The organism is Phytobacter palmae, assembly GCF_039409775.1.
Lineage (GTDB): Bacteria > Pseudomonadota > Gammaproteobacteria > Enterobacterales > Enterobacteriaceae > Phytobacter > Phytobacter palmae.
In genome coordinates this window covers 1-15,730 of record NZ_JBCIVJ010000045.1, presented here as the reverse complement: position 1 = coordinate 15,730, position 15,730 = coordinate 1, and the positions used below count along the sequence as shown (strand labels likewise).

Below are 15,730 nucleotides of genomic sequence, written 5' to 3'. Positions count from 1 at the left end.
CGTGACCGTCCGGTCGCTGGCATTGCCGGCCGCATCGGTGGCAACAACCGTGAAGCTGTAGCTGGCTTTGCTTTCATAATCCGGGTTGCCGGTGAGCGTGACCGCGCCGGTGGTCGGGTTGATGGTAAGCCCCGCGTCGCTGCCCGCTTTGAGCGAGAAGGTCACCCCGCCGCTGATATCGCCGCTGTCGGTCGCCGTGGCAGTGTAAATCACCTGACCCGCACCGCTGTTTTCGTTGATCGCCGCAGCCGTTGCGCCGCTGGTGATGGTCGGTGCAACTTCGTCGAGGTTGTTGACTGCCAGGGTTACCGTCTGACTGCTGGCATTGCCGGCCGCATCGGTGGCAATAACGGTGAAGCTGTAGCTGGCTTTGCTTTCATAGTCCGGGTTGCCGGTAAGCGTGACCGCACCGGTGGAGGCATTGATGCTGAACAGTGCGCTATCAGCGGTAGTGCCCATGCTATAGCTGAACTGACTGGGGTCGGTTGCAGCGGCGGTCCAGACCACCTTACCTGCCCCGATGTTCTCATCCACGCTGGCCGTCGTTGTGCTGCTAAAGACAGGAGCATGGGTATCAATAATGAGGCTGACGCCGCCGGATGCATCACTGGCGGTCACTGCGCCTTTAATAAGCAACGACTGCGCACTATCGGAGATATTGTTACTGCTGCCGAGTGTGATTCCGGAAACGACGGTGTCCAGGATGGTCTGGGTGGTCGCCCCTGCGTTGGCCTCTGCACCGGAGAATGCCGCCAGCAGAAGGCCATATTTTTCACCGGCACTCAAGCCATCAGCAGCATCAAAACTGCCGCCGTTGGTTGCGGTGACCGTTGTGTTCAGAACATTATCCACGCCAAAGAGGCTGCTGATAGCGCTGGCCGTGTCGGTCACCTGGGTAGCGCTCAGGGTGGCCGGATTGTCAGGCGTGCCGCCGATAGCTTCCTGGGCCTTGGTGTAAGCGATGGTAGTTAACACGTTAATATTGAGAACGAGGGTGCTGTTGTTTCCGGAGATAACACCCATGCTCCAGAGCTGAGCAGAGAGATCTTTACCCGCGCCTGTTGCTTCGTCCAGGTAATCAGCAGCACTGCCGCTGTTGACAAGTTTAACAATAACAACGCCGCTGTAACTGCCAGCAGACACGGTGACCGAGCCATTGGGTCCCAGCGTTCCCGTGCCAATCAGCGTTTTGCCATCGGCCTGATAAATCTCCACATTCAAATCGTTACCGCTGAGCGCCGGACCGCCGACAAAATTGAGCTGGACGGCATTCTGTACCGGGGCTTCTCCCCCACCGTTATCGCCACCCTTGTCATGTCCACCATGGCCACCGCTTGCCGCTGCAACCCCGACCACGCCCCCCAGCCCGAGGGCACTGGCGATATAGCCCGCATAAGAGTGCGACTGAGGAAGATACGTGACAGGATGGCCAGTCACTACCGAGCCATCATGCAGGTCAGCTAAGATACCTTCCAGCCCGGGGTGGCCTGAGGTCATGCTGGCCAGCGCGTCCGGAGAACCGTGCGCATAAAGAACATGGCTGCCGTCGGCCAGAGCTGCCCCTTCGGTGCTGGCGGGAGTAAGCACCTGGGTAGATGTACCATCGGCAGGCAGGGTGACACTGGTATCGCTTTCGGTATACCAGCCCTGTAGGGTCAGCGTGGTGCCATCGGCATAGTCCAGCTGCAGATCCTGTCCGTGACGTGAAGCCACAACGTCATCGGCCAGTTTTTCCTGATCATTTTCACCCTGGCGTTTAAGCACCCGGTAAGATTCACCCGGCGCAGCCTTGTGAATATTGGTCTGCCCGGCCTGCAAGGTAATGCGGGTTTTACCGGTACTGAGCGTATATTGGCGTGGCTTCATCTGGGTCTCGGGTTTCATAATGTGTTAACTCTCTCTGGGGCGGACAGGAAAATCGGGTTGCAACGGCCACCTGCGGTGTCATCGCTCCTGGAATGATTCACTGAGTGTTTTGCGCAAAGGTTTAAGTAAAAAGTCCATCAGCGTGCGATCACCGGTACGGATGTCGAGCTGGGATGTCATGCCCGGCAGGATGTCAAGCTGGCGCCCCGTTGTACTGCGCACAAGTTGCCCATCTTCCTGATGGTCTGAGAGACCCTCAGCATGGCTTTTCAAACGAACATGGACGCGGTAGTAGATCTCTTCACCACGTGAGGTGCTTTCTTTGAGGGTGTCGGCCGATACGTAAATCACCTCCCCCTGCAATGCCCCATAAATGGTGTAATCGAAGGGATCAAGGCGCACTGTGGCCGGCAGTCCAACCTGAACGCGGGCAATATCAGCAGGCAGAACCTTGGCCTCTATGATCAGGGCATCATCTGACGGAACGATCTGCATGATCTCATCACCGGCACGTAATACCCCGCCCAGCGTGGTGACGCGTACATTTTTAACGATCCCAGGCCCCATGGCCGTGAAAACAGTATCGTGTACTTGCTGTCGACGACCGGCCATCTGTTGCAACGTCTGGCCGAGGTCATCTTCTGCCTTGGTGAGATCGGCCCGCGCGTCATCCAAAAACTTATTGCGTCGACCAAGCAGGCGGGCGCGGGCATCATTGAGTTCACGCTGTGCATTGAGTCGCTCACTGGCGCTCACATCGCCAGAGCGTTCCAGCCCATTCACCAGACTGAGTTTCTGACTGGCTAAATTCACGGCGGTTTGCAGCGCGGTTATATCTTCCTGCAGGCTTTGACGGCGTTGCAGAAACAGTGCGCGCTCAATATCAGCCTGCTCGCGTAATGCCGGACCGGGATCTGCGGGGAACTGGGGAGCGGATTGTCCCGTTGATTCTGCGCGAAGTCGGGCAATACGCGCCCTGAGACCGGCGATGCGCGCGTCAACTTCACCCGCCGCCGCCTCCACGCGGGTGGGATCGAGGCGAGCCAGAATCTGCCCTGCCTTAACATGATCCCCCTCTTTGACACGCAGTTCGGAAAGTACGCCACCGTCCACGGTCTGGATAATCTGCACCCGGCTGCTGGCGATAACTTCACCGTGCGCCCGTGCGACTTCATCAATGTGAAAATACATAGCCCATATGACAAAACCCAGGACCAGGGCGACGATGCTCCAGATAAGTCCAGCGGGGACTCGGCTACGGTGGTAATTTTCCAGCCGATGCACGCGCGCGGCGTCAGCGACCTCGTCGTCAAACAGTTCAACGGCCATTAAGGACTCCTGCTGAATGTGATGCTGCGGGCATATGTGTTTTTACGTTCGTTACCTCAACGGTGGGCCGCGAGCCAGTGGCGCGGGCCATCAGTCCTGGTATCACCTTGTCAGGAGCGCCATCACGTACAACCGTACCTTCCTGTACGACAAGCACGCGGGTAGCAAAATGGACGGCGGCCATCGGACGGTGAGTGGCAACGATGAGGATATCTTCTGGCTGCAGCCTGGCCTGTAATGCTTTCCAGACACGCGTCTCAGCTTCGCCATCAAGCGAGGCCGTCGGTTCATCCAGAAGCCAGATACGAGGACGAGACATCAGCACACGTGCCAGACCAACCAGCTGGCGCTGACCGCCAGAGAGGCCTGAACCACCTTCACTGATAGCCATATCCATACCCAGCGGATTGCTGGCAGCCACCTGATCCAGCGCCAGATCACGGATGATCTCTGCAAGCGTGGTGTCGCTGACTGCGCCTGCGAGCATCAGATTGCTTCGCAGCGTACCTTTGAAGAGCTGTACCGCTTGCGGCAGATAGCCAACCTGGGCACTGACCACCTGGGGATCAATCTCCCACAGATCCACATCGCCCAGGCGCACACGGCCCTCACCGGGGCGATACAGCCCGGCCAGAATCTTGAGCAACGTCGATTTTCCGCCGCCAACAGGCCCCAGCAGCAGAACGCGTTCACCGGCTTGAAAGTGGAGCGCAGGAATATTGAGTTGTTGTACCGGAGAGTGCGGAAAGGCAAAGCGCAGCTTTTCCACACTCATATGTTCTGGCAGGCGATCGGGCAGCAGCAGGGTCTGTCCCGGGCGGCGCTCAGTGGGTTTGCGCAGCAGGTTGTTCACCATATCCAGCGCCTCCCGGACCTGCTGCCACTGCATCAGGTACTGAACACCCTGGCTTACCGGACCGATGACACGACCACCCAGAATACTGCACGCTACCATGCCACCGGTGGTTAAATATCCGGCCTCAACGCCCCAAACTCCCACGACAATCCCCATGATATACGCCAGCGTCGAAAGACTGCCGGTGGTGGTAGTGCAGAACTGGCTGAGGGATTTTTGCTGAATGCTATAGCCTGCGATGGAATGACTGAGCGTCTGCCAGTCTTGTGCAAAACGCCAGCCAGCATGACTGGCGCGCAGGGTCTCAGCACCGCGAATACTGTCGACTAACAGGCCCAGACGCTCATTACTGCGAAGCATCTGTTGGCGCGTGAGACGGCGTAAGCGCAGACGGGTGTACAGGCCAAGCGCCAGCGCGATGGGGAGCATTCCCAGGTAAACCCAGCCGACGGGACCGCCGATCAGACCAATAAGTGCGATAAACAGAAGGGCAAACGGCAGATCCACAATGCCGAAGACAAGACCAGCACAGAAAACCTGTCGTACAGAATCCAGTGCCCCCACCTGCGCAGCCAGTGTGCCCAGACTGCCGGGCTGCTGGTCGAGTTGCAGATGCAACAAATGTTCATAGACATGCTGGGAAAGGCGTTTATCCACACTGCTGGCAACGCTGTCCATGATATGGGCACGCAATGTTTTGAGCAGCCAGTCCAGTCCAACGACCAGCCCCATCCCCGCCACAAGCGTGGTCAGTGTCGCCCAGGCAAGAGTGGGCACGACGCGATCGTAGACCTGCATAGCGAAGAGCGATGTGGGAATGGCCAGGATGTTTTACCAGCAACGTGGCAGCCGCCACCCGGAACACCCAACGGCGGTCGCGCAACAGTTCTCGCCAGACCAGACGCATGGCCGGATTTTCGCTCTCCGAGAGGTTCTCCGACTGTACGTGTGAAGCCAGGCTGAGCCAGAGGACAGCCGTTTCGTCATTCGCAGCCGTACCCGGCGCTCCGGTCACAATGTCGTCTACCGCCAGCGTTCGGGTCTCGACACCCTGACGGGTCAGAGTGAGGGTGTCGGTTCTCCCCTCCTCATTGTGTCGTTCGGCCAGCCACCATGTCTGTTCGTGCCACATCAGTGCCGGGAGATGGCGTGGATCAAAACGCCGCCAGGGGAGCAATGCCAGCCGGACATCTTTCATTCCTGCGTCTGACAGTAAACCGCGCACATAATCCTGCGGGCGATCGGTCAACGGAGGAACGGACTGTGCACGCGCGCAGGCCTGCGTTAATGCCGCTTTATTCACCGGGGCGTGTAGCTTGTCCAGCAAAGCCAGTAATTCAGGGAGAGGAACAGGTATCATCAGGGTTGGCTCGCAGACGTGTTAGCAAATTGTGTGCCCGTGGGCAGGGCGCCAGTGGTATCGTCCATACGGCCCGTGCGTGCGGCCAGGCGCAGACAATCGACCCGCCATGCCGATCGTACCGATACCAGCGCTTGTTGTTGTTCGGTTAATTCACGTACGGCGTTCAGTACATCCAGCCAGCTCTTGTAGCCCGATTCGTACTGGCGACGGAAAGATGCCAGCGTGCCGCTAAGTTCGACGACAGACTGCTCATAACCGGCCATCAGCGTCTGGTTAGCATCACGCTGATCAAGCAACTGGCGCGTCTGAACATCTTCGCTGTGGCGTTGTTCGGCCAGATCCTGTCGCGCGGATTCCACGCGTTCCAGCGCCGCGTTCTGGAGACCACGGGACACCAGCCCCAGCCCCTCCATCGTGCCGGTTACAACGACATTGACCGTATTATTATCTCTCTGGTTAGGCATACTGGAATATTCGTTGCGAGAAGCTTGCAGAGAGACGGTTGGTCGCGATGAGGTGCGCTGACGTTCCACATCAGATTCGGCAAGGGTGACCGCCGCTTCGCGCGCTCGCACAGTCGCACTCTGTGCAAGTATTTGTTCCTGTACAGACTTGTCGGCGGGCAGCCTGAGGATGCTGTCAGGGACGGGCAGTTCGCTTGCGACTGGCACCTGGGTCAAGGACAACAGCGTGGATTCAGCGGTACGCAGGTCCGATTTGGCCTGTTCGAACGACGCGCGTGCCTGTAACAATCGGGCCTTCGCCAGGCTGACATCGGCCGAAGAAGCCAGTCCTCCCTGCGCACGGCGCTGGATCTGCTCCTGCAACGCCTGATGATTGTTAACGTTTGATTCAGCAACGGTAAGGCGCTCGCGAATACCCTGAACATTTGCGTAAGCCACTGCGGTATCTTCCAGCAACTCACGACGGGTAGCCCAGGCCGTGGCTTGTTGAGCAAGGGTGTCATTGTCGGCATAGTCGATGGCACTGTCGATACGCCCAAAAGCCCATAACGGCTGCGAAACACTCAGTGTGGTAGTACGGGAGTCATTGTATCCCGCAATTTGCCCCGACCCTGCACTTGCACCAAGCGTTGGCAAACGAGCCGCGCGGGCACTGTCAGCGCTGGCTTCTTTGGAACGCACCAGAGCCTGCTGACTGGCCAGACTGGGGTGATGAAGCAGAGTGCTCCGCAGCGCGGCAAACAGTCCGCCCGGCGAGGAATCCTCAGAAATAGAGTGCGCCGGGGACGAACGCGTTGCGGCCTCAACCTGAGTGACAGGAATGACAAAGGGTAAAAAAAGAGTGATTACACAAAGGTGGTAATAACAACGACGACCTGAACGAAACCCCATTGTCTGACGAGCCCTTTATTAAAGAAAGATAAAAGACCCGCCGAACCTGATGGTGCTCATGTTATCCCGACGTCACCGTGAGTGGATAAATGGCGTGGCCGGAATAACGAGTCATAAATAAGAAAAATACTATTGCTTCACGTCATAATTACCTATTGGTAACATCTATGTCAAGGTATGTAATCGTGTAATAAAAACTGTAAAAGATAGTCAATTATTAAGTTAAGTTTACCTAACTCAAATATCGGCATACGCAGGAAAACCATTATCAATGGGTTAGGTGATAAGGCTTCGGAGAAATGGGGGGAGTTGTGAAGTGGAAGGTGTGGCACGTCCGCAGAGGGCCTGATACCAACGCGTTTTACCTTATACAGGAGTTTCATGTCTGCCAGACTTTCTTATTTATTAAAACTGAAGATAAATAACCGGAAGCTGTCTGCGTTGTTAAAAAGCTGTAGCGATATCCTGCAAGCACAGGCAAGCAGGAAAGTTGTCGTCGACAACCCTGGCCCGTCCAGTGGCGATTTAAATGAGAGGCTTTTCGTCAAACCACTGCCACAGCCGAAGAGATTCATAAACCCGAGACAAAAATGGTTAAAACCTTTAATGCTCTTTTCGCTCTGTTCTGCGGGGATTGACGCTTTTTGAACATTTCCTTGCTCCGGGCCGGCAATGGCAGCGGCATGGGTAAACGTCGGGTAATACTTGTTTGTTATCTGCCGTATATTTGCGGCGGACAACAAACACGTATTACCCGCATCATTATTCCGGAAATACCTGACTGGCGACTAATACTGAATATTTGCCATCGCTTTATACCGCTCAGGCAAAGCGCTGTTGAGAGCCAAAATCTTTTCAAGAGTATGAAAGGCAGATGTGCCTTTCGCGCGTTCTGCGTCGGTAATGGCAGAACGTATCGTCGCCGCTGCGGCTGTAATACGTTGAAAATAGGCTTCGGATTCAGGCGTCTGTACCTCGCCTGAGGCGGCATAATGCACCGCAGGCCAGTGCGCGAAATTCATGACCGGCCAGGCCTCTTCTTCCGTCGGGGTATTGGCAGATAATAATTGTTCTGCTTTTGCTGAGTCTTGTTGCGCAGCAAAGAGCAGTTCTAAGCGATATTTAATCTTTGACAGCGCATCACCACTCTCTTTTTTTTGTGAAAGTGATGCAATGAAAGCCGATAATTCATCATCTGATGGCTGTTGATGGCCACCAGCGGTTATTTTACTATCAGGTGATTTCGAGGTATTGTTTAATGCAAATTCAATTAAATAATTCAACATCTCTAATGTCATCTTATGTACCTTATTAAACTGACAGTCTTTATTCAAAGTTCAGCGAGGGTATTTTTATCTACTGCTTTTAATTTCTTTACCCGGATAAATAAACACGCGTGTCCCCAGGATATCGAAATAATGTATCGCAACAGGAGAATTTTTGTTTTGAGAGTTTCGAAGTTGCCGATAAATGCCAATAACTCCCCAACAGAGTAATAGTGTGTTAATTAATTAAATGATCTCCCGATCTGATTTATTGTCTCAGTATTGTTGAAAGATTCTCGTTTGCAAAACGATAAAAACTGCAACTTAGTGTGAGTTAAACTCAAACCAGAAGAGAAAGCAGCAGAAGAAAGAGGCAACGTTAGGGTAAGCGCATCGCAGGGGTTAATACCATAAATAAAATGTGGTTATTAGGCTAAATTTAACTTATGTCGGGCAAGAGCAGAACAGCTTAAGTTACCCAAAAAGCCTGCTTCGCAGGCTTTTTAGTCATAACAATTAGCGCTCGCGGAACGCTTCTGCTCTGGCGCGAAGAATGGGCTTGAGCAAATAGGCCAGGATGGTTTTCTTACCGGTAATGATATCCACCGAGGCCACCATCCCCGGAATAATCAACAGCGGCTTTTCATCCGTGCCGAGGTGGTTTTTATCAGTACGCAGGCGAATGATATAAAAACTCTTGCCGTCTTTGTCGGTCACCGTATCAGGGCTTATCTGCTCAAGTTTGCCCTTAAGCCCACCATAAATGGTGTAGTCGTAGGCGGTGAATTTCACCGTCGCTTCCTGCCCCGGTCGCAAAAAGGCGATGTCCTGCGGGCGAATTTTCGCCTCAACCAGCAATGTGTCATCAAGCGGAACGATTTCCACAATGTCATTGCCCGGCTGGATCACCCCGCCGATGGTGTTCACCAGAAGTTGCTGGACGATGCCGCGGACCGGCGAAGTCACCAGCGTGCGGTTTACCCGGTCGGTGATCGCTTTACCTGAGGCTTCAATTTTACTCAGATCGGTACGCGCCTGGTTAAGTTGTTCCAGCGCATCGCTACGGTAACGACCACGCGTTTCACTGACTTTATTTTCAATCTCCTTAATTGCCGCCTTCGCGCGAGGAATCGCAAGGATGACGGAATCCAGTTGCCCCTGCGTCTCAACGCCGGCGCGACGCAGACGCAGCATTTCCACTTTTGAGATTGCCCCTTTTGCCACCAGCGGTTCAGACATGGTGATCTCTTGCTGTTGCAACTCAAGGCTACGCCGGTACTGCGTCAATTTACCCTGAAAATCGAGCAGTTCCTGCTTCTTCTGAATCAACTGTTCGTTCAGTCCGGCAAGTTCACTCTGAATACGTTTATTAACGCTGGCAAACAGCGCCATTTCACCACTGGCGATGTCCGGTGCCTGGTTGGTAATTTCCGGCGACAGCGTCAGTTCGGTGGCATCATCAAGCTGAGCGGTCAGGCGTTGGATCCGTGCTTCCAGCGCCAGTTTATCGGCCTCACTTTCTCCGGCGTTAGAGCGAAAACGGGTATCATCCAGACGCAACAGCGGCGCGCCAGCTTGCACCACCTCGCCTTCATGAGCAAAAACTTCGGCGACAATCCCACCTTCAAGGTTCTGGACTTTTTGCAGACGGGATGAGGGAATGGCCCGCCCTTCCCCGCGCGTCACTTCATCAATCTCGGCCAGTGAAGCCCAGATGATCATGGCAATAAAGAAGGCGAAAATGGCCCACAAGGTTACGCGCACCACCCGGGGAGCATCATCAATCAACGCTTTGTTGACCTCATTGGTCGTAAAGGTTGCCGAGGGTTTCTCTCCTGACAGCCAGTTCATCAGGCGGCTAAGCGCATCAACGATTCGCATGAATTTGTCCCTTTTTCAGCGCGCTCATAACGCTCTCTTTCGGGCCGTCGGCAATGATCTTACCGTTATCGACGATAATCAGACGATCCACCAGCGACAACAGCGACGCACGGTGCGTCACCAGCAACAGCGTTTTGTTACTGATAACCGGTGCCAGCGCTTTTTTGATCAGATCTTCACTGGTGTTGTCCATTGAACTGGTGGGTTCATCCATCAGCAGTACCGGCGGGTCGAGCAACAACGCCCGCGCCAGCGTAACCGCCTGGCGCTGCCCACCGGAAAGGCTCATTCCACGCTCGCCAACCTGCATGTTGTAACCAGAAGGATGACGGCGGGCGAACTCATGAACCCCGGTCAGGTTCGCGACCCGCAGCATGGCCTCATCGTCAACGTAGCTTGCGCCGTAGAGGAGATTTTCCCGCAGCGTGCCGTTGAATAAGTGGATATCCTGCGGAGCGTAGCCAATGTTATGACGCAGATCGTGCACATCGATCTGGCGAAGATCGATGCCGTCGATCAGCACACTGCCGCTGTCCGGCTGGTAAAAACCAACCAGTAATTTTGCCAGCGAGCTTTTTCCAGAACCGCTACGACCGATAATGCCCACCTTTTCACCCGGCTGAATGACCAGGGAGACATTGCTTAGCGAGGCATACTGATTGCCGGGATAGCAAAATGTCACATCACGCAGTTCGACCGCGCCTGAGAGGGTTTCACGCTTAAGCGGCACTTCCCCCTCCTGCACTTCCTGCTCCAGCCCCATCATTCTGTCGATGGTGGATTTCGTCATTCGCGCGCGCTGGTAACGGGTTATCAGGCTGCATAGCTGGCCGATGGGCATCATCGCACGGCGATGCAGCAGGTAGCAGGCGATCAGCCCGCCCATACTCAGATTGCCACCGATAATGACATAAACCCCGGCGACAATAATCGCCACGCCGCTGGCCTGCTGCAGCCAGGAGGTAAAATTCACCGCCACGTAGGAGAGTGATTTCACCCGCAGCTCCAGTTTGCTCAACTGGCCGGTGAGATGCTCCCACTGGTACTGACGCTCGCTCTGCGCGTTATTGATTTTGATAGCGTCAAGGCCGGTTAACGTCTCTACCAGCATTGCCTGACGTTCATTGGACAGCTGATAGGTTTTCTGTACCCGCGACATGAGCGGGCGCTGAATAAGCCAGCTGACCAGTAACGCCAGAGGATAGGAAAGCAGCGGTATCAGCACCAGTGGCCCGCCAATAACCCCAATCACCAATAAAATTAGCAAGGTAAAGGGGAAATCGATAAAGGCCGTCAGGGTGAGTGACGAGAGAAAATCACGTATCGACTGGAACTCCTGGAAATTCTGCGCAAAGCTGCCCACCCGCTTAGGACGCAGCTTCATCTTCATCCCCAGCAGTCGCTCGAACAGCGCCGAGGAGACCACCAGATCGGTCTTTTTGCCCGCCAGATCGAGGCAAATTCCACGCAGGATTTTCAGTACAAAATCGAAAGCAAACGCAATACTGACACCAATAGCCAGCACCCACAGGGTAGCGGTTGCCTGATTAGGCACAACCCGGTCATAAACGTTCATCACAAACAGCGGGGCGCACAGCGCTACAAGATTGACCAGAAAGCTGGCGATAACCGCATCGAAGTAGAGGAATTTAGACAGTTTAAGCGTGTCCTGAAACCAGGCGGTGGTTCGCGGCAGCGTAGCTGTCGGCTGAGCATCAAACTCATGCTCCGGGGAGATAAAAATCGCCCTGCCACTGTAATGTTCCGCCAGTGCTTCCTGCGATAGCGTAATTTCACCACCTTCCGTTTCGCCGGGCAGCAGACGAGCCCGTTGGCTGGCATCCCAGCCTGTCAGTACCGCCGTCTGATTGTTTTTCAGCAACAGAATGACAGGCAGCGACAGCGCGGTAATGCTGTCAAGCGGGCGTTGTATCACGCGCGCTTTCAGCCCCGCACGCCCTGCGGCACGTGGAAACGCCTCCAGTGTCAGCGAATGGGACTCCAGCGGCAGCCCTGTCGTCAGGACCGTGCGGCTGGTCGCGATATTATGCATTTTGCAGATGATCATCAGCGCGTCCAGCAACGGATCATCATGGGTTTGCCGGGGATCGTGCCTGACCGGAACTTCGGGGGAAATATCAACGTTCTCAGGCATGTCAGTATCAGGCGTCATTCTTTGCCTCAGTATTCTGCAGGCTCGGGCCGCAGGTCAAAAACAACGGGGTGATTGCCGGTTTTATGCCGTCAGTCACCCCACAACTCTTCGGAGCCGTATCAGTTCAGTTCCGGCAGTTCCGCCTGCGCGCGCTGAGCCTGGTCAAGCGGCTCTGAGGCTGACGGCGGCTGAATATGCAGACTTTTAAGCAGTTCACCCGTACGGGCACTGATGCGATAGGTGGTAAACATGTCGACAAATTGCAGTTCAACGTAACGGCGTTGTGCAGTGAAGACTTCATTTTCACTGTCGAGCATATCGAGCAGCGTACGATCGCCCAGGCTGAACTGTTCCTGATAGGCGCTACGCACCGTCACGCTACGCTCAGCATACTCTTTGGCGATCGGCACCTGTTGTTCAGCGTTGTTCTTCGCATTCCAGGCAAGACGTAATTCTTCATTTAACTGGCGCAGGGCATTATTTTTCACATCCTGCGCCTCTTTCATTTTATAGGCGTAAGAGGTAAGCGTAGCCTGATCGCTGCCACCGTTGTACAGGTTGTAGCGCATACGCACCATTGCCTGCCATTCCTGGTTATGCCCGCGCGTACCGTCAAGGTTGTTATCCATTGTGCGGCCGACCTCAACGTTAACATTCGGGTAAAAACGCGATTTCTGCGCCTCATACTGCTGACGGGTCGCTTCCACATCGGCATCAGCCTGCTTAAGCAGCGCATTGTTTTCCAGCATCACTTTGCGCGCAGCCTCCAGCGAGGCGGGAATCGTAATCTTGCCAGGCATCACCAGCGTGTCGGCATCTTTGCCGGTAACGCTTTGATAGTTAGCCCTGGAGTCTTCCAGGTTGGTTTGTTCGGTTAAAAGATTGTTCCGCGCCTGGGCCAGGCGAGCTTCCGCCTGGTCGTAGTCGGCCTGACGCCCTACTCCCTGGGTCGTGCGAAGGCGTATTTGGTCGAAAACGCGCTCGTGATTGTGCAGGTTATCTTCCGCCAGTTTAACCATCTGCTCGCGCATCAGCACATCAAGATAACTTTGGATAGCCTGCAGAGCGGTGCTTTCGCTGGTATTCAACACGGTCCAGGCGCGCGAGTTTACCGTTGCTTTCTGGCGCGCGACTTCGCTGGTGGTCGCAAAACCATTGAAGACGTTTTGCGTAAGGTTAATAGCCGATTCGCTGCGGTTCAGGTTGCGTAAATGCTCGCCTGCCGCACGGGTCGTGGAGTTGTCTGTTTGTTCCCAGCCGCTCCCGGCAGTGAGATCCAGCGACGGCAGATAGCCGCCTTTGGCGGCACGGAGATCCTGCTCAGCAGAGTATCGGCTGTTTGCCGAGGCGCTAACTTGTGGGTGCCATGCCAGGCTGTCTTTTACCGCCTGTTCAAGGGTAGTAGCCTGACTCTGTGCCGCGCACACGGTCAATGCTGCCCCCATTAATAACTGGCTACCATATTTCATTCCTGTCTTCCTTTTCGTTATGCCTCTGAGTGGGTACGCCCCACCAGAGAAAATGCCGCGGAACCGGAGGAGAAATTACGTTCTGGCTGTTTTTAATCGCTCGTAATCCCTCGCCAGCCTGATTTCACCCTGCGGTGATGCGCCGCTCAGTCTCCCGGCGGAGCCTGGCGGCGGCGTATCAGCTTATTTCTTCCGGTTTAGAGATGAGGTTATCCACCATCGCTTCGTGGCCAGCGTCGTAGCTGTCGGTATTCGCGGTCATCCCGCCTTCGGCCGGAACATGCACGGCTTGCGTCGCGTTATCTGCCGTTTCACTCTGCGGCCCCGCCTGGATCAAACTGCTGAGGTCGTGATGCTCTTCATCATGGATGATGTCGCTAAAGTTCAACTGCTGGTCATGTTCTGCTGTGGCAGTCGGGGGAGATGCCGTCTCACCCTGCTCCTCTGCAGAAAGAGGCAACGGCGCGTGATCCGCTGATACCGTCGGTGTCTCTTCATGACCTTGTGTGTTATCGGCAGCCAGCGGACTGAACATTAAGCTTGTCTCATCAATTAACGATGCGCTGTGGCTGTTGTCAGTGAGTACGCTATGGTCAACCTCCGTCGTTTGCGTATCGCCTGCGGCGCTGCTGCTCATCCGCGCCTGACTGTCGGTATCCGACAGCGAGTCTGAATGACTCTCATCGGCGATATGACTCAGCGTCACTGGCGTCTCATCAGGAACATCCGCGAGATGGTTTACATCGGCGCTATCACTGTGACTGTCGCTGACATGCTGCCCGCCCTCTTCACCGTCAAAGGTGAAATGGTGTTCAAGTTGATCGGACGCGGTGGAGTCGACATCCAGGGTTATATCACCGAGGGTGCTCTTACCATCCGGTAATTCAACGCTGACCTGTCCGGAATAGTGTGTTGTATCGCTGGCGAAGGTCAGCACATAGACCTTGTTGACCGCATCATAAGTGACATCCGAGAAATTGCCGCTAAAGGTCGCGTGTTCAGGAATCCCGCCAACCGTTAACGAGTTCAGATGGTCGCTGCTATCGGAACTTTCGAGATTAACGTCAAGATTCAACGTTACCGAGTAGCTAGTGTTGGTGCTACCGCCGTGAGATGACGATGGCCCGTCGCCAAAGACAACGCCTTCGATATGGTTAGCATTTTCGAAAGGATGTTTACCGTTCTCATCGGTAATCTGAAGATTATCAATATCGTTGTTCTGATGGTTTTGCGGGTGAGGGACGCCAGTTACCTTGTAATCCTCACTATTACCCTGAACAAAAATATAATCTTTACCGACATCGCCTTCCGTTACGTTACCGTTGCCCGTGATCCCTTTGAGGGAGACGAAGTTATATTTGGTGTTCGGCCAGTCACTCTGTTGGTAATAACCGCCCGTATGGTCACCTACTACGAAGATATCGGTGTGCCCTTTTGCGCTGTCGTCGGTATTGGCATTACCGCTGCTGGTGTAATAGTGAATCTGCGACGCGCTGGCGGATTCAGGTACAAAGTCGCCCTTGATGGCACCATCCGGGCTATCCGGCGTCAGCCAGACATGCACGTTACTGCCGATCGCCACGATCACGCCGTTCTGGATATCGTACCCGTTCGGGTTGCCACTGCCGCCATTGATATGGGTGATCGTATTATCTGACGTATCCGTTGTTTTGCCGCCCGGCATGATCGTCACGGTCAGCTTCACATCGGCGTCTGCGTCAGAATCTGCGTCGGCATCTGCATCGGCATCTGCATCGGCATCGGCATCCGCGTCGGCATCAGAATCGGCATCCGCATCGGCGTCTGAATCAGCATCAGCGTCGGCGTCGGCGTCGGCGTCGGCGTCGGCGTCGGCGTCGGCATCCGCATCTGCGTCAGCGTCAGCGTCTGCATCAGAATCGGCGTCTGCATCCGCGTCGGCGTCGGCATCCGCATCGGCATCGGCGTCAGCATCCGCGTCGGCGTCTGCATCGGCATCGGAATCCGCATCCGCATCAGCGTCTGCATCAGAATCGGCATCCGCGTCAGCATCGGAATCCGCATCAGCGTCAGAATCTGCATCGGAATCAGCATCCGCATCCGCATCCGCATCCGCATCGGCATCAGAATCCGCATCGGCATCAGAATCCGCATCGGCATCTGCGTCGGCGTCGGCGTCTGCGTCAGAATCTGCATCCGCGTCGGCGTCAGA

General features: G+C 55.0%; 11 protein-coding genes. 1 reads left to right on the top strand and 10 read right to left on the bottom strand.

Annotated features, from left to right (window positions below):
- The 5 genes from AAIG39_RS25275 to AAIG39_RS25255 form a co-directional block, all read right to left on the bottom strand.
- Positions 1–1,866: cadherin repeat domain-containing protein (locus AAIG39_RS25275; protein WP_343195017.1), on the bottom strand; the 1,866-nt coding region annotated here is incomplete at its 3' end.
- 78 nt (positions 1,867–1,944) lie between these two features.
- Entirely contained in the window at positions 1,945–3,195 is a 1,251-nt protein-coding gene (locus AAIG39_RS25270) for a beta-barrel domain-containing protein (protein ID WP_343195016.1), read from the bottom strand.
- The gene (locus tag AAIG39_RS25265) at positions 3,185–4,804 is read right to left on the bottom strand and encodes an ATP-binding cassette domain-containing protein (protein WP_343195019.1); all 1,620 of its coding nucleotides are present in this window, start codon (positions 4,802–4,804) and stop codon (positions 3,185–3,187) included. Before AAIG39_RS25265 ends, AAIG39_RS25270 begins: the two co-directional genes overlap by 11 nt.
- A complete protein-coding gene (locus tag AAIG39_RS25260) occupies positions 4,701–5,411 on the bottom strand; it encodes a hypothetical protein (RefSeq protein WP_343195015.1) in 711 nt (236 codons plus the stop codon). The genes AAIG39_RS25265 and AAIG39_RS25260 overlap by 104 nt, the downstream gene beginning before the upstream one ends.
- Positions 5,411–6,769, bottom strand: coding sequence for a TolC family protein (locus AAIG39_RS25255; protein WP_343195014.1), 1,359 nt, complete (start codon positions 6,767–6,769; stop codon positions 5,411–5,413). Before AAIG39_RS25255 ends, AAIG39_RS25260 begins: the two co-directional genes overlap by 1 nt.
- A 381-nt stretch (positions 6,770–7,150) precedes the next feature.
- On the opposite strand from AAIG39_RS25255, the gene AAIG39_RS25250 reads away from it, so the two are divergent.
- Positions 7,151–7,417, top strand: a complete 267-nt coding sequence (locus AAIG39_RS25250) for a hypothetical protein (protein ID WP_343195013.1) — start codon at positions 7,151–7,153, stop codon at positions 7,415–7,417.
- 140 nt (positions 7,418–7,557) lie between these two features.
- Here AAIG39_RS25250 and AAIG39_RS25245 read toward each other — a convergent pair whose 3' ends face one another.
- The 5 genes from AAIG39_RS25245 to AAIG39_RS25225 form a co-directional block, all read right to left on the bottom strand.
- Positions 7,558–8,067, bottom strand: a complete 510-nt coding sequence (locus AAIG39_RS25245; RefSeq protein ID WP_343195012.1) for a hypothetical protein — start codon at positions 8,065–8,067, stop codon at positions 7,558–7,560.
- Positions 8,068–8,550: 483 nt separating this feature from the next.
- Positions 8,551–9,915, bottom strand: coding sequence for an HlyD family type I secretion periplasmic adaptor subunit (locus AAIG39_RS25240; protein ID WP_343195011.1), 1,365 nt, complete (start codon positions 9,913–9,915; stop codon positions 8,551–8,553).
- The gene (locus tag AAIG39_RS25235; RefSeq protein WP_425503349.1) at positions 9,902–12,088 is read right to left on the bottom strand and encodes a type I secretion system permease/ATPase; all 2,187 of its coding nucleotides are present in this window, start codon (positions 12,086–12,088) and stop codon (positions 9,902–9,904) included. The genes AAIG39_RS25240 and AAIG39_RS25235 overlap by 14 nt, the downstream gene beginning before the upstream one ends.
- A 101-nt stretch (positions 12,089–12,189) precedes the next feature.
- Positions 12,190–13,539, bottom strand: coding sequence for a TolC family outer membrane protein (locus AAIG39_RS25230; RefSeq protein WP_343195010.1), 1,350 nt, complete (start codon positions 13,537–13,539; stop codon positions 12,190–12,192).
- A gap of 178 nt (positions 13,540–13,717) precedes the next feature.
- Positions 13,718–15,730: hypothetical protein (locus AAIG39_RS25225; protein WP_343195009.1), on the bottom strand; the 2,013-nt coding region annotated here is incomplete at its 5' end.